Below are 25,786 nucleotides of genomic sequence, written 5' to 3' on the forward strand. Positions count from 1 at the left end.
CCGCTAGCCGGTGATGTCGTTGACGGCCTTCTGGTTCACCTCGTTCATCGTCGTCGCGACCAGCTTCTGGTAGGTCTCGAACGCGCGCTGGGACTGGATCAGCTCGATCAGCTCTCCGAGGGCGTTCGTGCCGGAGCCCTCGAGCCAGCCGGGGCGCACCGAAGGATCGGCCACGGTCTCGAGGGAGGCGTCGTCGCCCTCCGCGGTGAGCAGGTTGCTTCCCTCCTGCCGGAGCACGTGCTTCGCGTCACGCACCACCAGGAGGCGTCCCAGCTCGGTCTCACCGTCCACGAGGCGCCCGTCGACGGTCACGGACGTGCCGGGGGTCAGGCCCGTGATCGGGTTTCCGTCGGAGCCGGCGACGGGATGACCCGCGGCGTCGGTCAGCGCGCCCGCGGAAGTGATCTCGAGCGCGCCGTCTCGTGTGTATCTCTTCGCGGCGCCGGTCCGCACCACGAGGAGCTGGTCGGGCTCGAGCGCGAGGTCGAGGGAGCGCCCGGTCTCGCGCATCGGTCCCGGCCCCGGCACCTCGTAGGTCCCGGCCAGCGCGACCCCGGCGTTGGCCGCCCGGACACCCTCCCCGGCGTCGGCGCCGAACTTCTGGTACACCGTCGAAAACGCCCGCTGGGCCCGATACCCCGGGGTCGAGAGGTTCGCCAGGTTGTTCGAGATCAGTTCGAGCCGCCGCTCCTCGGCCAGGAGACCGGACGCGGCGGTGTAGAGCTGGCTGTTCATCCCGCGATCCTCCTCGCCCCGCGTCGCCGCGGAAGCTCCTCTTCCCGATCAATCAAGAGACGTGCCACGCCGCGAAAGTCCGCGAAGAATCGGGCCCGCCCTCTCACGCCACTCGCCCCGCGCGACGCTCGGCCGCCGCGACGCGGCCGGAAACCGCCGCCTGCGGCAAGGCGTCGCCTCCCGCGGCACGACGGCGCCATCGCGCCATGTCCTCGGCCAGCCTCGCCTCGCCCCTCGCCGAGGTTTCCGCTTTTTCGACCTCCCGCACGAGGGACTCGAGCGGATCCCCTTCGAGATCCGAGGCGCTCGCGAGGAGCGGCTCCGCCGCGACGGTTTGCCGCGGCGACGACGACGCCCTTCGGCGGTCGCGGCCGACCCAGACCAGAGCGGCCAGCGCGAGAAGGTTCAGCGCGGCCATCGCCGCGATGTACGGGACGAGCGATGCGTTCATGGATGCACCTTGCCACCGGGATCGGGCTCGATCCGGGCGAGACGCTGGAGCGCGGTCGTCGTCACGCGGAACCCGAACTTCCCGTCCACGATCACCAGTTCCCCGGACGCGACCACCTCGCGATTCACCACGAGATCCACCGGCCCATCCGGGTCCTTCGAAAGCGGCAGAAGGCCGCCCGGCTCCAGATCGAGGAGCCGCTCGAGGGGGACGGTCTCCGCTGCGAGCCAGACCTCGACCGGAAACTCCAGCTCGAGGAAAGCGCCGCCGGGCGTCGTGTCGCTCATGAATCCACCCTCCTCGCGGCGGGCTCCCGCCGCGTTCGTCGCCACTCGACACCGAACGTGCACCCGTCCTTCGTTCGAACGATCCGCCCCCTGAAGAGCGCCTGCCCACCGATCCGCAGATCGAGCGCGGCTCCTTCGGGAACATCGAGACGGAGCACGGCGCCCTGCGCCAGCTCGAGGAGGTCCCCGAAGCTGATCCGGCCGGCCCTCAAGACCGGTCGCGCCTCGACCCGCACCCGTTCGAGAGCGGGGGCCAGGCACCCGATCCGCACCTTTCCCGCGGCCTCCTGCGCCGTCCTCGACGGCAGGAGCAGGCTCGCCGGCACCAGCAACAGCGCGCTCCGCTCCGCGTCGCCGAGCCGCACCCTCAGCAGTCCGACCCCCACGGTCTCGCCGGGCGCGGCGATGGCCGCCGGAACGCTGCCGACCCCGATGTCTCCCGCGCTCAGCGGGGTTCCACACGCCGTACCCAGCGGTCCAGCGGCGGCTGCGGCGAGGCGCGCCACCACGCGAAGCTCGACACCGGTCGGCTCTCGGCCGCTCTCGGAAGGCACTCCGGGCCCACCGAGCGCCCGTTCCACCAGGGCGAGGCCCGTTCCCGGGGCGAGGACGAGGGCGATGCCTCCACCATCCGCCCGCGAGAAGGAGGGGACCCACGCGGGAGGAGGCACGGTGGACAGGGCCGCCGAGACTCCCAGCTGCTGGAGCGCGTCCACCTCGAGCGCCAGATCGTCGCCCAGCTCGCGGCGCAGCGAATCCTGGAGCGCCGACACCAGCGACTCGATCCGCTTCTTCGCCGCGGCCTCGGTCCCCGGCGGGATGGCGATGGGCTCGCGCAACGAGTAAGGGACCGGCCCTCGCCCCGTTTCCGCGGAGACCGCCTCGACCCGCTCGACTTCCATGCCGGACAGCACCCCGGCGACCTCCTCGGGGCGCAACAGCGGTCCCTCGCTCATGGCGTTCTCCTGCTACGACCGGCGATGGCCGGAACGGCCTCGGCAACCGGCGCGAAGTGCAGCCGTGCCTCGAGGGCGACGCGGAGCCGCGACGCGGCCTGGGCGTGGAGCTGGCACACCCTCGACTCGGTGACGCCGAGCACCGCGCCCACCTCCTTCATGTTCAGCTCTTCGTGGTAGTACAGCTCCATCACCCGCCGCTCCCGCTCCGGGAGCCGCTCGAGCTCCTCGGCCAGAGCCGAGAGCAGGTCGCGCCGCTCGAGGGCGTGGCCGGGGAGCGGTCCTTCCCCGCTCGAGCCCGGGTCGAAGCCCGGGGGCATGTCCTCGAGGGACAGAAGGGGCCCGGCGCTCACGTCCTGGAGCAGGCTGCGGTAGGTCTCGAGGTCGAGCCCCATGGCGTCCGCGATCTCCTCCTCGCTCGCCGCCCGTCCGTTGACCGTCGTGAGCCGCCCGACCGCCTCGTCCAGCTCGCGCTGGCCGCGGCGAACCGACCTCGGCCTCCAGTCGCGATGTCGCAACCCGTCGAGGATCGCCCCGCGCACCCTCGCCTCGGCGTAGGTCCGGAACCGCACGCCGCGGGACGGGTCGAACTTGGCGGCCGCGTCGAGCAGTCCGACGATGCCGTCGTGCACCAGGTCGTCGATCTCGACGCTGGCCGGCAGGCGCCCCGCGATCCTGAGCGCCATGTACCGCACCACGTCCATGTGCGATTCGAGAAAGACACGCCGCCCGGCGGACTCGCCCGTACGCACCGCATCGGACCACGGCCGGGGCTCCATGAGCCCCTTCATTGCGGGAGCTCCGACGCGGCGCCGTGGAGCAGGCGCTGCCAGTAGTCGTCGCCCCCCTGTGCCATGTCGACCCTCGAGGCGAGCGCGAGGGCGATCCGCTCGTAGCAGCGAGCCGCGCGGCTCGTGGGGTAGAGATCGAGGAGCGCCCGTTGCTGGCGCACCGCCTTGGCCACCCGCGGGTCGTGGAACACGGGACCGAGCCACCCGGGCTCGCGGCCGAGGAAGTGCAGCGCGGCCTTCGCGATCTGCCGGTAGGCCCCCTCCGCCTCTTCCTGGTCCTGGACCCCGTTGACCACGAAGTCGACGGGCTTCTCAGGGTCCGCGCACCACAGGACCTTGAGCGTGGCGTAGGCGTCCACCAGCGACGTGGGCTCCGAGGTGGTCACCACGACGACGCGCGACGCGGCCAGCTGCAGCGAGAGCGTCGCTTCCCCGAGCCCGGCCCCGGTGTCCACCAGCACGTCGTCGGAGAATTCCGAGGCCCGGGCCAGCGCTTCGACGAGGCGAGCCCTGGCGGGCGATGCGAGCCGGGTGAGCTCGGGAACGCCCGACGCCGCTGGCAGGATGCGGATCCCCTCCGGACCGGTGAGGAGCAGCTCCTCGAGCCTGGCCGCCCCGGAGAGCAGGTGCTCCACGGTGCGCGACGGGACGAGTCCCAGGAGCACGTCCACGTTGGCGAGCCCCAGGTCCCCGTCCACCAGGAGGACGCGGCGGCCGCACCGCTTCAGCGCGACCGCGAGGTTGATCGCGAGATTGCTCTTGCCGACGCCCCCCTTGCTCCCGGTGATGGCCACGGCGAGAGGGCGGCGGAGGGCGGCACCTGCCGAGGCGTTCGCGATCATGGCCTGCCCTCCCGGCGCGCGGCGGGCGTGCGTCCCGCGCGGAGCAGCATCACGGCGAGGCTCCTCGCGGAGACGCGCTCGAGATCGTCGGGGATCCGATGGCCGTTGGTGACGAAGGAGAGCGGGAGCTCGCGGCCGGCGAGGGCCGTCACGAGCTCGCCCAGCCCCTCGCCGTCGTCGACCCTCGAGAAGGCGGCGCACGTGGGCCCGAGCGGCGCGAAGCGATCGAGGACCCGCTGCGCCTCGCCGCGGTGGAGCCCGGCGGGGAGGAGCAGCGCGACGGCCGCGTCGGGGACGGCCTGGCGCAATTCGCCGACGAACCGGAGCCGCTCCTCGTCGCGCTGCCCGATGCCGGGCGTGTCCACGATGACGGCGCCCGCGTCCCCGGCGTCCTCAAGCGCGCACACGAGGTCCTCGGGCTCGTCGACCCGGGCCAGCAGGGCGCCGATGTGCCGCGAGAGGATCTCCGCCTGCTCGATGGCGCCCACGCGATCCACGTCGGCCTCGCCGAAGAACACGGGCCGCTGCCCGGGCACGGCGAGGCGCGCGACGAGCTTCGCCACGGTCGTCGTCTTGCCCGATCCCGGCGGGCCCACGACGAAGAGGCATCGCGCGGCGGTCGGGAGCGGAGCGAGCGGGACCAGGGCTTCGATGCCCTTCTCGGCGGCGGCGGCCAGCTGCTTCGCGTCGCTCCGCGGGGGAAGGTCCCGCGAAGCGATCCGGGCGAAGCGTTCCGCCAGGTCGACCGACAGCCCGGACGCCACGAGGGCCGCCACCGCGGCGCCGAGCGCCGGGCTTTGGACGGGAGTGACGCCCGCCGAGCGGGAGGACTCCGCGCGGTGGCCGGAGGCGCCCCTCGGGAGTTCTTCGTTCGTCGCCGGCGCGAGTCGGTCGAGCTTCGATCTCAGCCCCTCGACCTCGCTGGCCAGGTGGCGGACCCATCCTTCGTCGGCGGGCACGGCGCCGCCTGCGGGGGGCCGCGAGGCCCCCACGGTCACCTCGATCGCAGAGAGGCCGAGACGCCCGGGGACGTCGTGGGTCGCCAGCACCAGCGCGTCCGGCCCCAGCTCGGCGCGGGCCTGGGCCAGCGCGGTCGCGAGATCGGGAGCCTTGAAGGTCTTGAGCAGCATGTCTTCGTCCCGCTAGCGAACCTGCCCGACCGCCTGCACGCGCACGCCGTCGGGGATCTCGAGGATGGACAGGAACGGAACGGTCGGAAGCGCTCCCTCGGTCATGCGCCGAAGCACCGCGCGCACTTCCGTCGAGGCGCAGAGCACCGCGGGCTGCGAGCCCGAGGGCACCTCGCGGATCGCGTTCGCCACCCGGTGGATCAGCGATTGCGTCGCGCGCGGGTCCGGCGGCACCGGGCGCCCCTCGGGTCCCGGAGCGAGCAGCTCGCGGACGTCCCGCTCCACCTCGGCGGACAGCGTCACGACCTTGATCGCTCCCTGTTCCACCAGAGGCCGGACGAGGGACCGCGAGAGCGCCTGCCGGACCTGGGCCACCACGAGCTGCAGGTCCAGGTTCTGGCCGGCGCAGTCCGCCATCGCCTCCGCGATCGACTGGAGGTCGCGGATCGAGACGCGCTCGCGCAGGAGGGCCTGGAGGACCTTCTGGACCTGGCCCAGCGAGAACCGTTCGGGAATCAGCTCCTCCACGAGCTTGGGCGCGGTCTTCCCCAGCGTGTCCAGCAGCTTGTGCGTCTCCTGCCGCCCGAGGAGCTCGGGCCCGTGACGCCGGATCGTCTCCGCCAAGTGGGTCGCGACCACCGACGTGCGGTCCACGACGGTGTAGCCCGACGCCCGCGCACGGTCGGCGAGCGCCTCGCGGATCCAGATCGCCTCGATGCCGAACGCCGGATCGATCGTCTTCTCGCCGTCCACGGTCTCGAGCACGTCGCCGGGATCGATGGCCAGCACGCGTCCCCGCGGGAGCCGGCCGCGGCCCACCTCCGCGCTGCGCAGCAGGATCTGGTATTCGTCGGGTCCGAGTCGCAGGTTGTCGCGGACGCGGACCGGCGGCACCACGAGGCCGAGATCGAGGGCGATCTGTCTGCGGATCCCGCGGATCCGATCGAGCAATCCGCCCGGGCCGTCGGACCCGGCGAGATCGACCAGGTCGTAGCCGACCTCGATGGTGAGCGGGTCCACGGCCAGGAGCGGCTCGACCGGCTCCTCCGGCGGAGGCAAGGCGGCGACCTCGCCCGCGGCCTGGGCGGCGGAGGCCGCCTTTTCCTGCCGGCGCAGCGCCGAGGACAGCGCCCCCAGGAGCGCCGCCATCGTCAGGAACGCCACCGTCGGCAGACCCGGGATGATCGCCATCACGGCGAGCGCCCCCGCGGCGACCGCGAGGGGCTTGGGATTCGAGAGGACCTGCCCGGCGACCTCCGCGCTCAGCTCCCGTCCCGTGTCCGCGCGGGTGGTCACGAGGCCGCCGGCGACCGACACGAGCAGCGCCGGGATCGCGGTGACCAGGCCGTCCCCCACGGTCAGCACGGAGTAGGTCTTGAGCGCCTCGACCGCCGACATGCCCGCCTGGAGGATCCCGATGGCGAGGCCGGCGATGAGGTTGATCGCCACGATGATCAGCGCGGCCACCGCGTCGCGCTGGGTGAACCGCACGGCGCCGTCCATGGAGCCGTAGAACGACGCCTCGTCCGCCAGCGACTTGCGGCGCGCCCGCGCCTCGTGCTCGTCGATCAGGCCGGCGTTGAGGTCGGCGTCGACGGACATCTGCTTGCCGGGCATCGCGTCCAGGGTGAACCGCGCGGCGACCTCGCTGATGCGCGTGGCGCCGTGGTTGATCACCACGAACTGCACCGCGAGGATCACCAGGAACACCACGAGGCCGACCACGAGGTTGCCGCCCACCACGAACTGCCCGAACGCCTGGATCACGTGCCCCGCGGCGACCGTTCCCTCCGAGCCGTGCAGGAGGATTCGGCGGGTCGAGGCGATGTTGAGGCCGAGGCGGAACACGGTGAGGAGGAGCAGCACCGACGGGAACACCGAGAAGTTCACCGGGCTCTTCACGTAGACCGAGGTGAGGAGCACGACCATGCTCAGCGCGACGTCCATGCTGATGAGCAGGTCGAGCAGGAGCGGCGGCAGCGGCACGACCATGATGCCGACCAGGCAGACGATCGCCGCCGGCAGGATGAACTGCGTCCCCGCGAGGACCGAGCCCTCGGCACCCCGCGCGCTCAACGCCGGGCCTCGTCCGACGCCGACGCGCCGCTACGCTTCCGGCCCTTGCGGTGGAGGATCAGGGCGAGCACCTCGGCCACCGCGCGGTAGAGGGCGACGGGGATCTCAGCACCCAGCGGGACGGACTTGTAGATCGCACGGGCCAGGGGCGGATCGCTGACGATGGGAATGCCGTGGGCGGCGGCGATCTCGCGGATGCGCTCCGCAAGCTTGGCGCGCCCCTTCGCCAGCAGCTTCGGCACCTCGGTCTCGCCGGGCTCGTATCGAAGGGCGACGGCGAAATGGGTCGGGTTCGTGACGACCACGGTGGCCTTGGGCACGTCGCTCATCATCCGGGAGCGCGCGAGCGCCAGTTGCTTCGACCTCATCCGGGAGCGGATCAGCGGGTCGCCCTCCATTTCCTTGTACTCGTCCCGAATCTCCTTCTTGCTCATCATCAGCGAGTGGACGTGGTCGTATCGGCGGAACAGCCAGTCCAGCACCGCGAGGCCGGCGGCGAGGATCGTCACGCGGAACACGACGGTGCCTCCCAGCCGGAGCAGCACGCGCAGCGTTCCCTCGGCCCCCGGCGCGCCCTCCGGAGACGACAGGATCGCGTCGCGCGCGGCGGTGAACGCCACCGCGCCGTAGAGGGCGGTCTTCACCAGGACCTTCGCCACCTCGACCCACTGCCGCATCGAGAAGACCCGTCCGAGGTTCTTCACCGGATCGAGCCGGCCGAATTTCGGCTTGAGCGGCTCCAGGGTGAGGGGCGGAGGCCCCTGGAGCACGTTTCCCGCGATCCCGGCGGCGGCGAGCACGCCGAGGGGCGGGAGGAGGAGGCTGCCCGCCGACGAGGCGGTCGCACGGAAGATGTCGAGCAGGCTCGAGGGGGTGAGGTCGGGCACCACGAGCCGGCCGAGCGACCCCACGACGAGCGCTTCCATCCGGTCGAGCCAGGCGGCCCCGGCGACACGGCAGAAGATCAGGAACCCGGCGAGCACCAGCACGCCGGGGATCTCGGCGCTTCGCGCGACCTGTCCCTTCTCCCGCGCCTTCTGGAGGCGATGCGCCGTCGGTTTTTCGGTCTTCTGCGAGCGGTCCTCGAGCGGCATGGCCGGCGCCTACCTGCCCGCGAGGGCGGCGACGAGCGCCGCGCCGTCGGACGAGAATGTCCGGCCGATCCAGGAGATGGCGGATCCGGTGGCCGAGGCCAGGAGGGCGAGCGCCACGATGCCTGCGGCCATCTTCGCCGGGTAGCCGACGGTCAGGATCTGGATCTGGGGCAGCGCGCGCCCCACCAGCACGAGGACCAGGTCCACCGCGAAGGTGACCACGAGCGCCGGGGCGGCCAGCTCCACCGTCACGGTGAACAGGCGCGTGCCGAGCAGGCTCACCGCCTGGTCGAGGTGCGCGAAGCTCGGAAGGGACAGGGCGGGCGGAAGCCACTGGTACGAGTCCCTGAGCCCGGCGAGGAACACGTGGTGCAGGTTGGCCGCGAGGAACAGCGCGGTCGCCATCAGGTTCTGGAAGAGGACGGTCGCCGCCCCCTGGTCGCCCGTGAGCGGGTCGACCATGGAGGCGATGGCGAACCCCGAGTGGCCGGCGACGAGGCCGGCCGCTCCCTCGATCCCCGCGAAGAGGGCCCGCGCCGCGAACCCCAGGCCGAGCCCGACCGCCATCTCGCGCACCGCGACGATCGTCCACGACACGACGTCCGACGGCGGGGCGAACAGGGAGGGCGCGAGCGGCAGCATCACGAGCGCCAGCGACGCCGCGAGCCCCACGCGGATCCTCGTGGGCAGGATGTCGGCTCCGAGGATCGGGCAGAACACCACGAGACCGCCGGCGCGCAGCAGCACCAGGAAGAAGCGCGAGACCTCCGAGCCGAGGTCCAGACGGGCGAGCGCCTCGATCATCCCAGCACCGCGGGCAGGGCCGTGAAGACCTGCCGCGTGAAGTCCAGCAGGACGTGGATGATCCAGTTCCCCGCCAGGAGGAGCGCGGCGGCGACCGACAGGATCTTCGGGACGAAAGTCAGCGTCGCGTCCTGGAGGGAGGTGGCCACCTGGATCAGGCTGATCAGGATCCCCACCACGAGGCTCGCGGCCAGCATCGGGGCGGCGACGAGCAGCGCGACGTGGAGCGCCTGGCGGCTGATCTCGAGGACGTAGGTTTCGCTCACGGGTTCACCGGAAGCTCTGGACGAGGGAGCCGACCAGGAGATGCCAGCCGTCCACCATGACGAAGAGCAGGATCTTGAAGGGGAACGAGATCATCACCGGCGGCAGCATCATCATGCCCATCGACAGCAGCACCGAGGAGACGACGAGGTCGATCACCAGGAACGGAAGGAAGAGGAGGAAGCCGATCTGGAAGCCGGTCTTGAGCTCGGAGATCAGGAACGCGGGCATCACGACCCTGAGCGGCACGTCCGCGCGCGTCGCGGGGCGAGGGATCTTCGCGAGCCCGGCGAACAGCAAAAGGTCGTTCTCCCGCGTGTTGCGGAGCATCCAGTCCTTGATCGGGGCGAGCCCCAGCTTCAGGGCCTGCTCGCCGCCGAGCTGGCCCGCCTGGTACGGAGCGACCGCGTCGTCGTAGACCTTCTGCCCGACCGGCGTCATGACGAAGAACGTCAGCAGGAGCGCGAGTCCGGCCAGGACCTGGTTCGGGGGCACGCTCTGGGTGCCGAGCGCCTGCCGCAGGAAGTGGAACACGATGATCAGCCGGACGAACGACGTGAACAGGATCAGCACGGACGGGAGGATCGCCAGCGCGGTCATGACCAGGGCGATCTTGACCACGGTGGAGATTCCCGAGGGCTGGGCCAGCTCTCCCAGGTTCAGGGACAGCGTCGGCACGGACGCGGCCGGCACGAGCAGCGCGACGCTCATGGCTCCGCCCCGGTCGCCGCGGCCGCCGATGCTTCGGAGAGCGTGGCCCTGAACTTCGTCCCCGATGGGAGGTCCGACGGGGAATCGAGGTCGCCGAGGAGCCGCACCCCGTCGGCCGACACCCCGAGCAGGAGGCGGCGCCCTTCCACGCGAAGGATCGCGACGCTCGCCCCGCGGGTGAGCACGGCGCGGTCGAGCACCTCCATCTGCCGCCGCGCCCCTCGGACGTTTCGCTGCCACCGCAGGACGACCCAGGCCGAGACCCCGAGGAGGACCAGCGCCCCGACCATGCGGAGCGCGGCGCCGAGCAGGGACGGAGCGGCGGCGGGGGCCGCGGCGAGCGCTTCAACGGCCGGCGTCATCCCCGTCCTCCGGCAGCGCGACGAGCTTGAGCGCGATCGCCTTGCCGCTCGCCACGGGCTCGACCTGTCCCAGCTCGACGTCACCGGCCACCAGGTCGAACGGAGCGCCCAGGGGCCGGTCGAGGACGATCACGTCGCCCGGTTGCGACGACGCCAGTTGTCCGACCGTGCAGTGGGCCCGGCCCACGCGCACCGAGATCGCGACAGGCACTCCTTCGAAGCCCGCGAAACGAGAGCCAGGGTTCCCGGGATTCTTCGTGTTCACCGATGGGACCTCCGGTGTGGGGCAGAGCAACGCCCGTACCATGGAGGTCGGCCCGCCTATTTGTTGAAAACAAACGACCCGATGGATGGAGCGCGCGCGGAGAGCCGGAGGGTCGACGGTCGGTCGACGCCGGCGCCGAGGCGCGCGATCGGATTCCCGACGGGGGGGCTCCCGGGGTGGCGGGCGGTGGCCGCCAGCACCGGACAAGCCTTATCCCGTTCCTCCACGAACGGCAACCTGCCGACGCCTTTTCGCTTGACTGGCGCATCGCCGACGTGTAACCAAAGAGCGTGGATGCATTCGGGATCTCCCGCGTGAGAGGGCCGGTGGGCCTATCGGTCCTGGTGGGACTTGCATTGTTGGCTGCCTTCTCCCACAGCCGCGACCTGGCCTTCGATGATCGCTCCTGTTCACAGGAGGCCACTGAGCGGGAGAACGCGCCGGTTCCACGAACGCCGGATGGCTCTGAGGTGGACCCGGTAGCCCCGCGCGAAGGTGATTCGGAACTTGCAGCCGGCGGATCCGACGCGACCGACTGGCTTCCCGCCCCGGAATCGCCGGGCCTGCCTGCCCGGTTCGGCTGCGCGATGGTCTATGACAGTGCCCGAGAACGCGTGGTGCTGTTTGGAGGGTGGAACTCCGGCCCTCTCGCCGACACGTGGGAGTGGAACGGGAACGTGTGGGCCGAGCGGACGCCTGCGATTAGCCCGTCGGCCCGGCGCGACCACGCTATGGCCTACGATAGCGCGCGAGGACGCGTGGTGCTCTTCGGGGGCGTTGGGCATAACGGCTTTCTCGCCGACACGTGGGAATGGGACGGGAAAACGTGGGAGGAGAGGAGGCCGGTCACGAACCCGCCGGCCCTGTCCGGACACGCGATGGCCTACGACAGCGCGCGGGGTCGAATCGTGCTCTTCGGTGGTCATCGTTATCCCATGCTCGCCGACACGTGGGAGTGGGACGGGAGCACCTGGGAGGAGAGGAGGGCGGTCGCAAGCCCGCCGCCCCGTTCCTACCACGCGATGGCCTACGACAGCGCGCGGGGACGCGTGGTACTATTTGGGGGCTGGAACTCCGACCCTCTCGCCGACACGTGGGAGTGGGACGGGAATACGTGGCTCGAAACGACCCCCGCCGCGAGCCCGCCGGCCCGCTGGTTGCACGCGATGACCTACGACAGCGCGCGCGGACGCACGGTGCTCTTCGGCGGCGGAGTCTCCGCCCTAGTCGCCGACACGTGGGAATGGGACGGGAGCGCGTGGATCGAGGAGAAGCCGGCCACCATCCCGCCAGCCCGCGGATCGCACGCGATGGCTTACGACAGTGCGCGAAAGCGCGTGGTGCTCTTCGGGGGTCGAGGAACCCATGTTCTCTGGTTCGCCGACACGTGGGAATATGCTCGATTCACGACTTGTCTCCGGTGTGATGACGGCCACCTGACGATGTGGAAGAGCGAGGGTGGATGCTCGGGAGCCGGAAACTGCTGCGTACTCGATGTCATCCGCGGAGACCTGAAATCCCTGCGCGCGGACGGCATCGGAAACGCGCGCCCCGTGGCGTGCGCGTCCGTCGAGAACGTCTTCGATGACGGAGACGCGCCTGGCGTGGGCCGAGCTTTCTTCTACCTCATGCGGTGCTCTCCCGGGGGCGCCTATACAAATGGTGATGGGCCCGCGCTGCGGGGCTCGAGAAAGCCTCGCTCCGGAGACTGCCGGGCGGCGGGAGACGAGTGAGGGTGGTTCGCCTTCGCCTCATCGACGCCGGCACCCTCGGGAAGTCCAACCGCCGGGTCGCTGCCGAGAAGAACACCTCGACACTCTCAGGGAAGCTCCACGACGGTCTTCGTACCCTCGCTCACGGTGAACTTCACCGACGCGGGGACGGCGGGGACCGAGAGCACGTAGCTCCCGGGCGGCACGTTGCGGAGCTCCACGGTCGGCGCGGACATCGTGAAGGCCCCCTCGGAACTCCTGATCGACAGCAGCGCGGGCTGGCCCGCCGCCGTGGCGATCGTGCACGCGGGCGTGCCCGAAGCGACGGTGTCCGGACCGGCGTGGATCTCGACGTCGCCGCCTGGGGTGAGCGTGAGCATCACGGCGGACGACGGCACGGCGACGCCGTCGATGCGCACGAGTGCGTATCCGGAAGCAGCGGCCAGGACCGAATAGCCACCCGGCGGCAGGGAGGGGATCTCTCCCTGCCCGTCGCTGTCAAGAGAGATCGAAGTCGATCCGAGCACCTGCGAGCCCCCCGCGCCGAGGACGCGCACCATCACGCCGCGTAGCGGCACGCCCGACAGCCCGTCGCGCACCCCGATACCGAGCCCCGCCCCGCGCTTCAGCGCGATCACGAGATCGCCGGCCGCCGGCTCGCTTGCCGTCACGTCGCGCCGGTCGAGCTCGAAATCGGGCCTGCTCGTGGACAGCGTGTAGGCTCCCTCGTCGAGGCTCGAGAACGAGAATCGCCCGTTGCTGTCCGTGGTGGCGGGTAGCCGGCCCGTGCCTCCCTGGGTGCTCGGATCCCGCGCGGCGATCGCCACCGTCGCGTCGGCAAGAGGCATCTTGCTCGTGGCGTCCACCACCTGCCCCGCCACACTCGAGGTGGGGAAAACGATATCCAGCTTCTGGTCCGAGGCGATCGCAACCGTCTGTCGCATCGACGATCTGGCCTCCGAGAGCGCAGAGGAGGCTGCGTTCACCGTGTAGGTGCCTTCCTGAAGCCCGGTCAACTGGTAGTTGCCGTCCGGTCCGCTTACGGCGGACACCTGGCGGCCACCGCGTCCCTGAAGCCAGGCGACCACGGTGGCGCTCGCGACGGGCTGCCCCGCGCGGGAAACCTGGCCCGAGAGCGTGTAGCCTGGTTCGAACACGAGGTCCACCGTGAGCACCGGCTGGTCCGCGGCCGCCGTCACCTGCTTCGTGATAACTCGAGTCGAGCCGGACGTATCCGTCGCGCTCCCGCGCAGGGTGACCACACCCGGCGGGACGTTGTCGAGCTCGAAGGTGCCTCCGGCGCCGACGGCGGTGCTCTGGTAATAGGAGTTCTCACCGTTGGCGGTGACCGATGCCCCCTTCATCACGTCGTCGGAGAGCCCCGACACGGTTCCCTGCAAGGTGATGCCGGTCTGCAGCCGCAGCACGAGGCCCTCCTGCGCCTGGCCGGCCTGCAGCACGACGGTGACCGGCGCCGAAGCCCGCAGATCCAGAGACGCCGTCGCGGTGTAGCGCCCGGGGCCGAGATGGTCGAAGCGGAACTGCCCGGCGCCGTCGGTGAGGCTCGTCCGCCCGGTCAGGCTCAGGCCCGCGAGCGGTCCGAGCCCGCCACCCGTCTCCGAGAGCGTCACGTCCGCACCGGCGACCGCCGGCCCGGCGTCCGTCACCACCGTCCCCACGATCCCGCTTCCCGAGGCGAGCCGGATCTCCGCGCTGGCGCCGTCCTCGGCAACCTGCACCGTGGTGGTCGTCTCGGTGTAGTCGGGGTGAGTTACGCGGATAGATTGCTTTCCGGGCGCGACGCCGCCGATCTCGAACCGGCCGTCCGCGTCCGTCCATGCATCTTCGGCACTCGTCCCGTCGAGCATCGCGCCGAGCCCCGGAGACGCTCCCGCTTGCGAGAGCGAGACCGACGCGTCGGCCACCGAGGCACCCGTCTGCGCGTCCGCGACGTGCCCCTTCACCGTGGCGCCCTTGATGGCTCGCACCTCGATCCCGGAGCGGGTCGAGCCTTCCTCCACCGTTACGCCTCCCGCGCGGGCCGGTTGATACCCCGGCGCGGTGACGACCACGCTCCAGGTGCCGGCGGGGACGTCCTCGAGCGCGAACGCCCCGTCGAGGCTGCTCCGGACCCATGCCTGGCCGGGGCCGCCCGCGGCACCGCGGGCAACGCCGCGGAAGGGTCCACGCCCCCGATCGGGCTCGTATGCGACCTGGAATTCCTCGAGCGGGTGGCCGTCGCTCGCGTCCATCGCCGTGCCGGTGATACGCCCGGTGCCCGCGACCGTGATCGTGAGGCCGGAGGCCGGTGCCGTGACTCCCTCTTTCTCGGCGACGGGGCCCGATGGCCCCACGATCTGGAGGTCGTAGCCCTTGCCCGTCTTGAGGCCGTCGATAAAGAACGCGCCGTCCGGCCCGGTGACCTGATCGTTGGGCGAGAAAAAGAACTTCCCTCCCGCGGCGCGGGCCCGTCCCTGGGTCGACATGAGGACGCGGAGCCCCTCGGCGCCTTCTCCGGTGCGACGCACGAGCCTCCCGGAGATCACGGCACCCGGATCGAGGGTCACCTCGACGGGTTTCGGCGACCCCGCCGTCTCGATCTTCACTCCCCCGACCCGTTGCGTGGCGTACCCCGCGTGCTCCACGACGAGGTAGTACTCGCCGGGAGCGACGCCCAGGAAAGCGAAAGTCCCTTCATTGCCGGTGGTGGCGCTCCTGTCGTCGGCCATCCCGCCGCTCCCCCCGCTCGCGATGGACTGGAGGACCCTACGTGGGCCGCTGGAACCGGGGGTCCACACGAGCTTCGCCGAGGCGCCGGAGACCGGCCGCCCCTCGCCGTCCTTCACGATCCCGGTGACGACCAGGCCGCGCTTCATCACCATCGCGACGCCGGTCTTCGTCTCGCCGGGCGCCAGGTTGATGCCTCCGAGAGTCGCCCGCTCGCACTCGGCGTGAGAGACCGTGAGAATCTGGCTCGGTCCGGGGGTCAGGCGCGTGGCCTTGAACGTGCCGTCCGGACGCGTGCGGAACGTCGGGGTCTCGCTGCCCCGAACTCGGCGCCCGAAACTCTTCGAGGTCATAGGACCGGAGGGAGAGAGAATACCCCGGGCGTCGCCGATGGGTCGGCCGCTCTCATCGGTCACGCGGCCCGCGATCGAGGCCCCGAGAACAAGAGGAACGTCGAGCCTCTTGGTCTCGCCGGGGTGCACCGTGACGCCTTCGCGCGTCCACCTCACGTAGCGCGGCTCGTCGGCTCGAAGCGTCCAGTAGTGCAGCGGCAAGGGTCGAAAGAGAAAGGTCCCGTCGGGGCCAGAGCGTGCCGTGCGGGTCTCACCGCCCCCGCGCAGCTCGATCCGCGCCCGCGGCACGGGGCGGAGGGTTTTTGCCTCCACGGTCCGCCCGGCGAGCGCGGAGGGAGGCTCCAGGACGAGCGTCAGGGCGGTGCCCGGGGCGAGCGGCAGCCGGATCCGGCCCTGCTCGACATATCCTGCTTCCCCGGCATCCGCGACGGCGGTGACGTCTCCGGAGGGCGCGTCGGAGATCGTGAAGGAGCCGTCCGGACCCGCCTCGACCCACTGCGTGGTCGTGCGTCCGTCGATCCTGACCAGGGCACCTCCCGCTGGCGAGGTGCGATCGGGTTTGCGGACGACCCCGGCGAGTGGCGCCCCTGTCGCGAGAACGATAGGCGGCATGGACGCGCGTGCCTTGACCCCGGTCCTCCGTGCCGCGATGAAGCCCGGCTTCTCGACCATCACGACGTTGCCCGTTTCGCTGGCGTCGTCGAAGCGAAAGGCGCCGGCGACGTCGGTCCGCATGAGTCGCGGGGAGGGTTCGAGATCGAGATCGCCGGCAGGGTTGCCCGGTGCCACCAGGACCACCTCCGCGTCGGCGACGGGGGCTCCCTTCGCGTCGACGACCTTCCCCCCGAGCTTGGCGGCGGCGCCGAACACGAGATCTCCGAGGTCCGCGGTCTCGGACGCGTCCCACACCCCGGCAACGCACTCCGCAACCCCGCCGCCACCCTCGAGCCGGACGGTGAAGAGCTTTTCCTTGCCCGCTTCCGCGGGGACGGCGAGGACGAACCCTCCGTCGGTCTTCGTCGTGGTCGAGGCGAGCGGTCGCGGCGGCGGCAGCCGGCGCGCCTCTCTCCTGGCCTCCTCGAAGGGTGGCTCGTAGGGTAGGGCGGATGCGGTCACCCCGGCGGCGGGCCGATCGCCGAGGAGAACGCGCCCCGTGAGCTCACCAGCGGCGGGGGGAGCCAGATGAGCGGCGATGAGCAGCGCGCCCGCCGTGGCGATCGAGAGCGACGGTTTTCTCGCCATGAGCGACCCTCCCTATGCATCCGGCCAATTGCCTATGCCGCTGGCGACGCGTCTTGGCACGCCGCGTGAACAGGAAGGCATGCTGCAACGGTGAGCTGCACGCTGCGCGATCAGGCGCTTCGTAGCCGAGGAGAACCTGCTGGCGGCTTTGGTCACGGCGGTGACCCTGCGCGACGAAGATGATGCGGCATCAATCATAACCGCCAACGGAAGGCATTACGAGGTGGCTGGACTGCAAGCTTCTTGCGGAGACCGACCAACTCGGAGGTGGCGCCGCGGATCGCGCTCGTTCGATGGCACTGACGAACGAATCACGCTGTCTTACCTTCCCACGACGCCTCGCGAAGCCGCACGGTTGCTGTTCAGTAAGCAGCACCTGCGCCTGGGCCTCGAGAGACCATCCACCTCCCAGTCGCTGCCCGGCGCACATGCAAAGCGGCCCGGGAACGACTCGCCGTTCCCGGGCCGGAGCGGTGGGAGATCGATGACCTACCGCTTCAGATTGAGCGCTTCCTGGATGACCGTGTCGGTCGTGGTGATGATCCGGCTGTTGGCCTGGTAGCCGCGCTCGCTGACGATCAGATCGGTGAACTCCTGGGTGATGTCCACGTTGGACAGCTCGAGGCTGTTGGACGTCACCATCCCTCGCCCGCCCGAGTTGGCCCCGCCGATCGTGGCGGGCCCCGACGAGTTCGTCTCGATGTACGAGTTCTGGCCGTTCTTGAGCAGCCCGTTGGGGTTGTTGAACGTGGCGAGGGCGAAGCTGGCCATCTCGAGCGTGACCCCGTTGGTGAAGATCCCGGACACCAGGCCGTCCTGGTCGATCGTGAGGGTCCGGAGGCGGCCCACCGCGTACCCGTCCTGGTTCGTGGACGAGGTGGCCGACGGGCCGGAGAAGCCGGTGAGGGACGCCGTGCTGTTCGCATCGAAGAGCCTCCACTCGACCGGCTGCGCCGCGGCGCCGTTCGTCCAGGCCGGGGTGGTGAGCGTCACGTTCGCCGCCGGACCCGTCAGGTGGCCTTGCGCGTCGAACGTCACGGCGCCCGTCGCGATCTGGAACGGAGTGCCGGCGACGCCCCCCACCACCTCATCGCCGGGAACGGTCGCCGTGTAGGTCCACTGGTCCCTGAGCCCGTCGGCGTTGGTGTCCACCGGGCGGAAGGTCAGGGTCAGGTTGTGGCGGGCGCCGAGGGAGTCGTAGACCGAGAGCGTGGACGAGAACGTCTCGGCTTCGTCCGCCCCGGTCGCGGGATCGTCCACCTTCGCGTCCGCGTTCAGGTTGATCGCGGCGGAGACGTATCCCGTCGCCTGCGGCGGCGCCGTCAGACCCACGGGGATCTGGATGTTCCCGCTGCTCCCCGACGTGACGATGTGATCGTTCGCGTCGCGCTGGGTGTACCCCTGGACGAACTGCCCGTTGGAGGTCACGAGGTTGCCGTCCTTGTCGAACGTGAAGTTCCCCGCGCGGGTCAGCGAGCGGGCCCCGCTCCGGTCGGCGAGCACGAAGAACCCGTTCCCCTGGATCGCCACGTCGGAGACGAGGCCTGTGGTCTGGAGCGATCCCTGGCCGAAGATCTGGTCGATACCGGCGATCTGGGTGCCGAGGCCGACCTGCTGCGGGTTCCCGGCTCCGTTGACGCCGGCGCCGACCCCCGCCTGGCTGAAGATGTCCTGGAAGGTGACCCGGCTCGCCTTGAACCCGACGGTGTTGACGTTGGCGAGGTTGTTCCCGATCACGGTCAGCATGTTCGCGTTGGCCTGCAATCCCGACAGTCCGGCATAGAACGAGCTGAATGCCATGGCGATCCTCCCGGCGCGGCCTACGGTTGGCCCGCGCGGATTTCGATGATGGAGTCGAACGGGATCTCGCGATCGCCCGAAACGAGGGCGATGCTGCTTCCGCTGAAGTTCACCCCGTCGATGGAGAGAGACTGGAAGAGCGCGATCTTCATCGGCTGGCCGCTCACGTCGGTGGCGTGCGCCTCGATCCGGTAGCTGCCGTCGGCCAGCTTGTTGCCGGCGGAGTCCGTCCCGTCCCAGGCCAGCGTGGTCCGGCCGCTGGCGCTGCAGTCGAGATTGAACACCTTGACCGGCGTGCCGTCCGCGGCGTAGACCGTCAGGGTCGCCTCGCGCGCGGGCTCGGGCAGCGCGTACACGAGGGTGTCGGGCTTCCCCGCCTTGAGCCGCACCTGGTCGCCGCCGGTGACGAGAGCCTGCTTGCCGATCAGCCCCAGCGCCTGCGCGTTGATCAGGTTGCCCTGGCCGGCGGCGAGCCCTTGGAGATTCGAGTTGACGTCGATGAGCTGCTCGAGGCTCGAGAAGGTCGCCATCTGCGCGACGAACTCCTTGTCGTCGGTGGGCGACATCGGGTCCTGGTTCTCGAGCTGGGCGATGAGCAGCTGGAGGAACTGGTCCTTGCCGAGGGTTTGCGGCTTCGAGCTGCTCGCGGCCGCGGCGGCCTGAGCCGCGCTCGCGGCGCTCTGGACGGGATCGGTGATCGGTGCCGTGTCCATCTCGCGATCTCCTCGCGGCGTCGTTTCAGCCGCAGAGACGTCTACCGAGCACGCGGCGTGCCAGGCTCGATATCGAGGGATTCACGGGTTTTTGAGGCGAGGACGGGGAGCGACGGCAACGACCTGCCGCCCGGCGGCGGGCCGAGGCCACGCTTCAGACCGTGCGATCGAGTCGGGAGGAAGGTGCTAGAGGACCGGCGCCGGCGGCCACCGGGTCGCCGAGGGGACCGCGAGGCGCTCGCGGCGAGCCCGACGCCCCGCGGCCTCCCCCCTGCCCGTGGTGCCGAGCGTGGGCGCTCGGGTCGGTGGACGAGCCGAAGTCGAGGGAGATAGTGGGCTCCTTGAAGCCCGCTCCGAGGAGATCCGCGGAGAGGCGGGCGAGGCGAGGGGCGAGGGCGTCCACGGCCGACCGAGAGGATGCCAGGATCTCGATCGACACCTGCTTGGCGCGAGTCTCGATGCGAACGCGGACGAGCCCGAGATCGGCGGGCTCGAGGACGAATCGGACCTCGAGCCGCCCGTCTCCCGGGATCTCGCGTGCTCGGGCGACGATCGCCTGGGCGAGAGCCTCGTGGGATACCGGCGCGACCTCGGGGGCGTGGACGGCCGGGGCGGCTTGGCGTGCACCCTGGACCGATGAAAGGCTCGCCGTCGCCGAAGGCGGCTGGGTCAGGACGGCGGCCTTCGTCGTGCTCGGGCTCCCCTGCCGTGCGCCCGGGACGCTCCGCTCGGTGCTCGATCCCGCTTCCTCCGATCGAGGGGAGGCCTCGACGTTTCCCGCAGCCGGCGCCCTGGGTGGCGATGCCTGTTGCCGGTGGGCGCTCTGTTCCGCCGGCCCGCCGGACAGGTCACGGCCGACCTCGCCCGCGATGGCGGCACGGACCGCTGCGTGGTCTCGAATCGCCGACTCGGCGATGCGGAGCGGCCCCCGATCCTCTTCGCCTCCGGGATCTTCCTGCAACGAGCGCGGGTCCTGCGGTTTCGCCTGCGCCGCGAGGCCGAGAAGAGACCGGCCCGTCATGGCCGGCGCCGTCTCGGCGAGTTCCCGCACACCCGGCGGTGCGGCATCGAGCGGCGCTCCCTTCGCGCTCACGCGGGCGGAGAGAGCCTCCGTAGCGGACGGTCCCGTGGCGGTAGGGGCGGGCCGCGACGGGTTGCTCCGCTCGGTGGCGTGAGTGCTGCCGGTTGGAGGACGCTCCGCGGCCGCTCGTCGCGCCGGCGCGGGGTCGCTCGCCGTGTAACCGGATATCGCCGCCTCGACGATTCGGGGGCTCCCGGTCTCCGTCGGCCGCGGGACGGGCTCCCCCGACGTGCGCGAGGGTACCGGGGCTCGTCCAGCCGTTCGAGCGGGCTCGAGGATCGCATCGGCGCCTCTCTCGGCGGCGTCCTTCGCCCTCGGCGGCACGACATCGAGCGGCGTTTCCCTCGCGCTCTCGCGTGCGGCGGGGGCCTCCACAGCGGACGGTCCGGTGGTGGAACGGACCGGCCGAGACGGGTTGCTCCGCTCGACGGCGTGGGAACCTCCGGTTTCCGATGGCCGGAGGGCAGACTCCCCCGAGGAGCGCGCGGGTGCCGGATCTCGTCCCGCCGTTCGAGCGGGCTCGAGCCTCGAGGCGGTGTCGCGCTCGACGGCATCCCCGGCGCTCGATTGCGGCGTCTCCGGGTCCGCGGTGGACCGCGGGACGGCGGACGCCGAGGGGCGCGCCGACTTCGTCTGCGGCGTCGCCTCGTCACGTGACGCGATGGGCACGAGCAGCGCGACCTTCGACGCGGTGCCGGGCGCCGTGGCGAGAGCCGGCGCGGAAGCCGCGGGCTCCCGCGCGACACGGGGAATCGATGCCGGAGAAAGGCGAGAGGTCAACGTCCGGTGCTCGGTCGAGGAAGGGCGCGGGTCGGCGGCACTCGGCGCGGAACCCGCCCGGGGCGTGTCCGCGATGTTCCGAATGCAGGGCCGGACGGGCTCCCTCCTCGCGATTCGGCCGGACGGGTGATCCTCGGTGGACGGCCCCGGCGGCCCGAGCGGCGCGGGCGGGATCGCGGCTTCGCGACGCGCGGACGGCTCCGCGCGGGGAACGGCGGGAGCGGCAGGATTCCCTTCGACGAACGGTTGCGGTTTGGCGGCGGTCGTCACGGCCGGTTTCGAGAGATCCTCCGGGACACCCCCGATGTCGCGCGCCGCGGGGAGGAGTATCTCCTCGAGCACCGAGCGCCACGCCACCGAGATCGCCGTCCCGGGCCTTCGGCCGGCGACCGCCCCCGCGCGCACGACGGGTGCATGGCCCGCCGCCGAAGGCATTCCTAGGGATTTCGCGCCCATCTCCACCGCGCCTCCGCGCCGGAGAAGAGCAGGGCGCGTGCCAGGGGCGAAACCGCCGCGCGGCGCGCACGGAGCGCGCCATCAGCCTGGCTCAGCGGCCGGTCTCGGCCGTAGCGCCCGCCGCGTTGCCGCTCCGCTTCCAGATCTCGTAGGAGAGGTCGGCCGCCAGCGCGGGGCTATTCTGGGTCAGCGAGTCCAGGATCGCCCCCGAGGTCCTCGGCTTCCATCCCATCAGGAGTTCGATCACGGCCTCTTTGTCCCGGGCGGCCAGGGCGGCCAGCGCCTTCGCCGCCGATTCGGGCTCCATGTTCTCGTAAGCGCGCTGAAGACGAAGGAACGCGTCGATCCTGGGAGGCGGCGCTGCCTTCGTCGAGTTCGCGGAGAAGGGCGGGGGCACGGGTGACGGCTCGGAGCCCGTGGAGGTCCCGGGGGACGGGGTCTCCGACCCCAGCGCTCCCGGGATCGTGCTCCCGGCAGGGGACGAAGGCGCACCCGCGGAAGGCGCGATGTCACCGGATTGAGGCGCGGCGGGGACTGGGGTCGACGTGGCGACCGACGTCGGTCCGGCCGCTCCGGGCTCCGCTGCGATCGCGGCGGGTGCCGCTGCGCGTGGCGGCGGCGCCGCGCCGGGCTTGGCGGAGGTCTCGGACAGCGCTCCCCCCAAGATGAGAAGGGCGACGGCGGCATCCGCCGCCAGGACCAGAACGACGAACCAGCGCAACACGCTTCTCATCCTCGGGCCTCCTCGTCCGAATCACCGCGGCGCGCACGCAGCAGGTGGGTCTCGTCCAGGTACTTCTGTTCCTCCCGCGACGCCTCCTCGAACCAGCTCTGTCTCCTTCGCTCGCGGATTCTCTCCAGGACGCGGTGCGCCCGCGAGGCGGCGGCGTGGACCCGCTCGGCCTCCCGCGCCTTCTCGAACGCGGCGGACTCGCGCTCTGCGGCCTCGAAGGCGACCCGGCGCCGTCCCTCGCGCCAGGCGGCCAGCGCGCGGAGCTCGCGCGGATCCGAGGCGAGATCCGGTGGAAGCGTCGCGGCCTGTGCCTCGTCGTGGGCCCGCTCCAGCGCCTCGCGCCGGCGCTGGCAATCGAGGGCTTCCGAGATCGCCACCGAGAGAGCGGCGTGGGCTTCACGTCGCTCCGCCGACCGAAGCCGCTCGACCCTCGCCAGACGAAAGACGAAGCGTCTCACGCCGCGACCTCCTGGCCCGCGTCGATGGCGCGCCTGAGATCGGCGACCGTCGCCGCCAGCGAGGATCCTTCCTCCTTCGGCTGGACCAGGAACGCCCGGGTCTCGTCGCGGGACCTCAGCGCGGCGTCGACCTCCGCGCTGGCGCCCTTCCGGTAAGCCCCCAGGAGCACCAGGTCCTCGGCGTCCTTCAGGGCGGCCAGACGCGCGCGCAGCGCCCGCGCCAGATCCACGTGGTCTCGGGTCGCCACCTGGGGCATGAGCCGGCTGATGCTGGACAGCACGTCGACGGCCGGGAAATGCCCGCGTCCGGCGAGCTCGCGCGTCAGGATCACGTGCCCGTCCAGGAGGCTGCGCGCGGCATCCGCCACCGGGTCGTTCAGGTCGTCCCCCTCCACGTACACGGAGTAGAGCCCGGTGATGCTCCCGCCGTCCCGCACGGCGCCCGCCCGCTCGAGCATCCTCGGCAACAGGCTGAACACCGAGGGGGGATAGCCCTTCGTGGACGGCGGCTCGCCCATGGACAGCCCGACCTCGCGCTGGGCCATGGCGACGCGCGTCACCGAGTCCATGAGGAGAACCACGTGCCGCCCGCGGTCGCGGAAGTACTCCGCGGCGGCGGTCGCGGCCAGGGCGGCCCGGATCCGACGCATGGGCGGCTCGTCGGACGTGGCCACGAACACCACCGCGTGCTCGAGCCCCTCGTTGCCGAGGTCCTCCTCGATGAAGTCCCGCACCTCGCGGCCGCGCTCGCCGACGAGCGCGATCACCGCGACGTCGGCGCGGGCGTGGCGTGCGATCATGCCGAGGAGCACGCTCTTCCCGACGCCGCTTCCGGCGAAGATGCCGAGTCGCTGTCCCCGCCCGACGGTCACCAGGCCGTCGATGGAGCGGATCCCGGTCACGAACGGCTCTCGTATCCGCTCCCGCTCCATGGCCGGCGGCGCCGGGGTCTCGAGCGGGTAGAGCGCCTCGGGCGGCGGAAGCGGCCGCTCGTCGAGGGGGTGCCCGTCGGCGTCGAGCACGCGCCCGAGCAGGTGGGGCCCGACCCCGACGGTCGGCCTGCGCCCGAGGGCCACGACGCGGGCGCCCACCGTGAGCCCGTGCAGCCGGTCCACGGGCATGGTGAAGACGCGGTTGCCGGAGAAGCCCACGACCTGGGCACGGGACACCGCCGTCCCCTCGGGGCTGAGAAGAAGGCACTCCTCCCCCACCGCGCTGGCGGGACCTTGGGATTCCACCGCGAGCCCCACGACCCGCAGCACCACCCCCTCCGAGCGGAACATCTGCGCGCGTCGGATCCGCTCCGGCGCGCCCTCGAGGTCTACCGCCGGCCGCGTCATCGGCCCGCCGTCGTGCCGAGGGCCGCGTCGCGAACCGCGTCGCGGGCGGTCTCGACCGTGGCGTCGACGGTGCCCACCGAGCTCTCCACGACGCATCCGCCGGGAGTCAAGGCCTCGTCGGCCACGATCTGGACCCGCCCGCGCTCGACCTCCCCGGCGAGCTCGCGGCCTACCGATTCGAGATCGCTCGGATGCAGGCGGGCCCTGGCGGACGCGGACGGCGGCAGCGCCTCGAGCGCCTCCCGGACGACCCTTGCGGCGACCGGATCCGACCGGTCGATCCGGGCGCGCGCGATCCTCGAGCCGGCCTCGAGGGCGATCTCGAGCAGGATCGACTCGTGCTGCCGGGTCAGGGAGCCCTCCGCCTCGGCGATGCGCTTGAGGGACGCCGCGGCCTCGGCTCGGAATCGATCCCTCTCCTCCTCGACCTCCGCGAGCGCTTGCCGGTGCCCCTCCGCCCACCCCTCCTCGCGCGCCCTCGCGGCGGCCGCCGCCATCGGGTCCTCCAGGGTGGCGGAAAGGACTTCCGCGAACGGGCGCCCCGCCGTCTCCGCCCGCTCGAGGACTCTCGGCGACCGGCGGCGCTCAGGCATCGGCGCCTCCAGCTCCGTCCCCCGCGCCGTCGGGCTCCCTGAAGCTCAGGCGCCCTTCCTCTTCGAGCTTCAGCGCCGCGGCCACGATCTCGTTCTGCGCCGTCGCCTTCTCCTCGGGGCGCACGCTCGAGAGGAACTCGATCTCGTCCTTGAGGATCCCGGCCGCGCGCTCGGAGAGGTTCTTCGTGATCTTCTGCGTCATCTCCTCCCGCTCGCCGTGCAGCGCCAGCGCCACGGTCTTCGTCTCCACCTGACGGAGGAGCTCCTGAATTCCCCTGTCGTCCGCCAGCAGCAGCGTGTCGAACGTGAAGACCCGGCTCCTCAGTTCCGCGGCCCGCTCCGGCTCCTGGGCCTCCATCTCCTCCAGCAGCCGCCGGGTCGCGGAGCGGCCGAGGCTGAGGAGAACGGCCGCCGTTCGCTCGATCCCGTCCGCGACCTCGAGATCCTCCTCCGCGGGCGCCACGCTCAGCCGCTCCTGGATCGTGGCCGCCACGTCGCTGAGGAGGTCGCCCCTCACCCGCCGCATGGTGGCCATTCGGAGCACGGTGCCGGAGCGCGCCGCCTCGGGGAGCGCCGCCAGCGCGCGCGCGGCTCTCGCCGGGGGAAGGTGGAGCAGGACCAGTGCCGTGGTCTGCGGATGCTCGTCCGCCAGCGTGCGCGCCAGCATCTCCGGCGAGGCGTCCAGCACGGGTCCCAGCATCCGCGACGCGGGATCCTTGGTGCGGCCCAGAAGCGCGTCCAGCTGCTCCAGCGGGAGGTCCGCGCGGGAGAGGATCCTGCGGGCGATCTCCGGACCTCCGCGGTCCGTCTCGGGCCGGACCGCGTCCACGAAGTAGTCGCCCAGCACGCGTTCCGCGAGTCGGGGGTCGATCGGCCCGAGCCCGGCGACCTCCCGGGCGACGCGGCCGATCTGGTCGCGGGAGAGATGGCGCAGGAGCTTTCCCGCGGTTTCCTCCCCCAGGAGCACGAACAGGATGGCGGCCTTGCGGGGGCCGGGCAGGTCGAGGACGGAAGTCGTCTCGGGCATGGC

Annotated in this window: 25 protein-coding genes; 2 read left to right on the plus strand and 23 right to left on the minus strand. The window is 71.5% G+C overall.

Features of this window, described 5'->3' with window-relative positions:
• Nucleotides 1–3 precede the first annotated feature (3 nt).
• From LAO51_00600 to LAO51_00665, 14 genes are all read right to left on the minus strand, one after another.
• Nucleotides 4–735, minus strand: a complete 732-nt coding sequence (locus tag LAO51_00600) for a flagellar hook basal-body protein (protein MBZ5637233.1) — start codon at nt 733–735, stop codon at nt 4–6.
• Between the two features lie 103 nt (nt 736–838).
• Nucleotides 839–1,186: a hypothetical protein gene (locus LAO51_00605; protein ID MBZ5637234.1), complete on the minus strand. Its 348-nt coding sequence runs from the start codon at nt 1,184–1,186 to the stop codon at nt 839–841.
• On the minus strand, nt 1,183–1,473 hold the full coding sequence (locus LAO51_00610) for a FliM/FliN family flagellar motor switch protein (GenBank protein MBZ5637235.1): 291 nt from the start codon (nt 1,471–1,473) through the stop codon (nt 1,183–1,185). Before LAO51_00610 ends, LAO51_00605 begins: the two co-directional genes overlap by 4 nt.
• Complete coding sequence (locus LAO51_00615) at nt 1,470–2,429, minus strand: FliM/FliN family flagellar motor switch protein (GenBank protein ID MBZ5637236.1); 960 nt, start codon at nt 2,427–2,429, stop codon at nt 1,470–1,472. Before LAO51_00615 ends, LAO51_00610 begins: the two co-directional genes overlap by 4 nt.
• Nucleotides 2,426–3,208: an RNA polymerase sigma factor FliA gene (gene fliA, locus LAO51_00620; protein MBZ5637237.1), complete on the minus strand. Its 783-nt coding sequence runs from the start codon at nt 3,206–3,208 to the stop codon at nt 2,426–2,428. The genes LAO51_00615 and fliA overlap by 4 nt, the downstream gene beginning before the upstream one ends.
• Nucleotides 3,209–3,216: 8 nt before the next feature.
• Nucleotides 3,217–4,062 (minus strand): MinD/ParA family protein, encoded by an 846-nt coding sequence (locus tag LAO51_00625; GenBank protein ID MBZ5637238.1) that lies wholly within the window; start codon nt 4,060–4,062, stop codon nt 3,217–3,219.
• Nucleotides 4,059–5,192, minus strand: coding sequence for a hypothetical protein (locus LAO51_00630; protein ID MBZ5637239.1), 1,134 nt, complete (start codon nt 5,190–5,192; stop codon nt 4,059–4,061). Before LAO51_00630 ends, LAO51_00625 begins: the two co-directional genes overlap by 4 nt.
• A 12-nt stretch (nt 5,193–5,204) precedes the next feature.
• Nucleotides 5,205–7,268 (minus strand): flagellar biosynthesis protein FlhA, encoded by a 2,064-nt coding sequence (gene flhA, locus LAO51_00635; GenBank protein ID MBZ5637240.1) that lies wholly within the window; start codon nt 7,266–7,268, stop codon nt 5,205–5,207.
• Nucleotides 7,265–8,362: an EscU/YscU/HrcU family type III secretion system export apparatus switch protein gene (locus tag LAO51_00640; GenBank protein ID MBZ5637241.1), complete on the minus strand. Its 1,098-nt coding sequence runs from the start codon at nt 8,360–8,362 to the stop codon at nt 7,265–7,267. The genes flhA and LAO51_00640 overlap by 4 nt, the downstream gene beginning before the upstream one ends.
• A 9-nt stretch (nt 8,363–8,371) precedes the next feature.
• Nucleotides 8,372–9,166 carry a flagellar biosynthetic protein FliR gene (locus LAO51_00645; GenBank protein ID MBZ5637242.1) on the minus strand — a complete coding sequence of 265 codons (795 nt, stop codon included), beginning with the start codon at nt 9,164–9,166 and terminating at the stop codon, nt 8,372–8,374.
• Complete coding sequence (fliQ, locus tag LAO51_00650; protein MBZ5637243.1) at nt 9,163–9,432, minus strand: flagellar biosynthesis protein FliQ; 270 nt, start codon at nt 9,430–9,432, stop codon at nt 9,163–9,165. The genes LAO51_00645 and fliQ overlap by 4 nt, the downstream gene beginning before the upstream one ends.
• A gap of 4 nt (nt 9,433–9,436) precedes the next feature.
• Complete coding sequence (fliP, locus tag LAO51_00655; GenBank protein ID MBZ5637244.1) at nt 9,437–10,141, minus strand: flagellar type III secretion system pore protein FliP; 705 nt, start codon at nt 10,139–10,141, stop codon at nt 9,437–9,439.
• Nucleotides 10,138–10,503: a flagellar biosynthetic protein FliO gene (locus tag LAO51_00660; GenBank protein ID MBZ5637245.1), complete on the minus strand. Its 366-nt coding sequence runs from the start codon at nt 10,501–10,503 to the stop codon at nt 10,138–10,140. The genes fliP and LAO51_00660 overlap by 4 nt, the downstream gene beginning before the upstream one ends.
• On the minus strand, nt 10,487–10,768 hold the full coding sequence (locus LAO51_00665; GenBank protein ID MBZ5637246.1) for a FliM/FliN family flagellar motor C-terminal domain-containing protein: 282 nt from the start codon (nt 10,766–10,768) through the stop codon (nt 10,487–10,489). Before LAO51_00665 ends, LAO51_00660 begins: the two co-directional genes overlap by 17 nt.
• A gap of 587 nt (nt 10,769–11,355) precedes the next feature.
• Between LAO51_00665 and LAO51_00670 the strand changes: the two genes are divergently transcribed.
• A complete protein-coding gene (locus tag LAO51_00670) occupies nt 11,356–12,501 on the plus strand; it encodes a hypothetical protein (GenBank protein ID MBZ5637247.1) in 1,146 nt (381 codons plus the stop codon).
• 86 nt (nt 12,502–12,587) lie between these two features.
• Here the strand turns inward: LAO51_00670 and LAO51_00675 are convergent, their stop codons facing one another.
• The 4 genes from LAO51_00675 to LAO51_00690 all read right to left on the minus strand — a co-directional run bounded on the left by LAO51_00675 (nt 12,588) and on the right by LAO51_00690 (nt 20,408).
• Nucleotides 12,588–16,802, minus strand: coding sequence for a carboxypeptidase regulatory-like domain-containing protein (locus tag LAO51_00675; protein ID MBZ5637248.1), 4,215 nt, complete (start codon nt 16,800–16,802; stop codon nt 12,588–12,590).
• A 489-nt stretch (nt 16,803–17,291) separates the two neighbouring features.
• Entirely contained in the window at nt 17,292–18,602 is a 1,311-nt protein-coding gene (locus tag LAO51_00680; protein ID MBZ5637249.1) for a flagellar hook protein FlgE, read from the minus strand.
• Between the two features lie 20 nt (nt 18,603–18,622).
• Complete coding sequence (locus tag LAO51_00685) at nt 18,623–19,315, minus strand: hypothetical protein (protein MBZ5637250.1); 693 nt, start codon at nt 19,313–19,315, stop codon at nt 18,623–18,625.
• 154 nt (nt 19,316–19,469) lie between these two features.
• On the minus strand, nt 19,470–20,408 hold the full coding sequence (locus tag LAO51_00690) for a flagellar hook-length control protein FliK (GenBank protein ID MBZ5637251.1): 939 nt from the start codon (nt 20,406–20,408) through the stop codon (nt 19,470–19,472).
• A 523-nt stretch (nt 20,409–20,931) separates the two neighbouring features.
• Between LAO51_00690 and LAO51_00695 the strand changes: the two genes are divergently transcribed.
• Nucleotides 20,932–21,306: a hypothetical protein gene (locus tag LAO51_00695; protein ID MBZ5637252.1), complete on the plus strand. Its 375-nt coding sequence runs from the start codon at nt 20,932–20,934 to the stop codon at nt 21,304–21,306.
• Nucleotides 21,307–21,723: 417 nt separating this feature from the next.
• Here LAO51_00695 and LAO51_00700 read toward each other — a convergent pair whose 3' ends face one another.
• Genes LAO51_00700 through LAO51_00720 form a run of 5 tightly spaced genes read right to left on the minus strand, consistent with a single transcriptional unit; the run spans nt 21,724 to nt 25,783 of the window.
• The gene (locus tag LAO51_00700; protein MBZ5637253.1) at nt 21,724–22,365 is read right to left on the minus strand and encodes a hypothetical protein; all 642 of its coding nucleotides are present in this window, start codon (nt 22,363–22,365) and stop codon (nt 21,724–21,726) included.
• Nucleotides 22,362–22,823 carry a hypothetical protein gene (locus LAO51_00705; protein ID MBZ5637254.1) on the minus strand — a complete coding sequence of 154 codons (462 nt, stop codon included), beginning with the start codon at nt 22,821–22,823 and terminating at the stop codon, nt 22,362–22,364. The genes LAO51_00700 and LAO51_00705 overlap by 4 nt, the downstream gene beginning before the upstream one ends.
• Entirely contained in the window at nt 22,820–24,163 is a 1,344-nt protein-coding gene (locus tag LAO51_00710; protein MBZ5637255.1) for a FliI/YscN family ATPase, read from the minus strand. The genes LAO51_00705 and LAO51_00710 overlap by 4 nt, the downstream gene beginning before the upstream one ends.
• Complete coding sequence (locus LAO51_00715; protein ID MBZ5637256.1) at nt 24,160–24,756, minus strand: hypothetical protein; 597 nt, start codon at nt 24,754–24,756, stop codon at nt 24,160–24,162. Before LAO51_00715 ends, LAO51_00710 begins: the two co-directional genes overlap by 4 nt.
• On the minus strand, nt 24,749–25,783 hold the full coding sequence (locus tag LAO51_00720; GenBank protein MBZ5637257.1) for a hypothetical protein: 1,035 nt from the start codon (nt 25,781–25,783) through the stop codon (nt 24,749–24,751). The genes LAO51_00715 and LAO51_00720 overlap by 8 nt, the downstream gene beginning before the upstream one ends.
• Nucleotides 25,784–25,786 lie beyond the last annotated feature (3 nt).

This window comes from Terriglobia bacterium (assembly GCA_020073205.1).
GTDB lineage: Bacteria > Acidobacteriota > Polarisedimenticolia > Polarisedimenticolales > JAIQFR01 > JAIQFR01.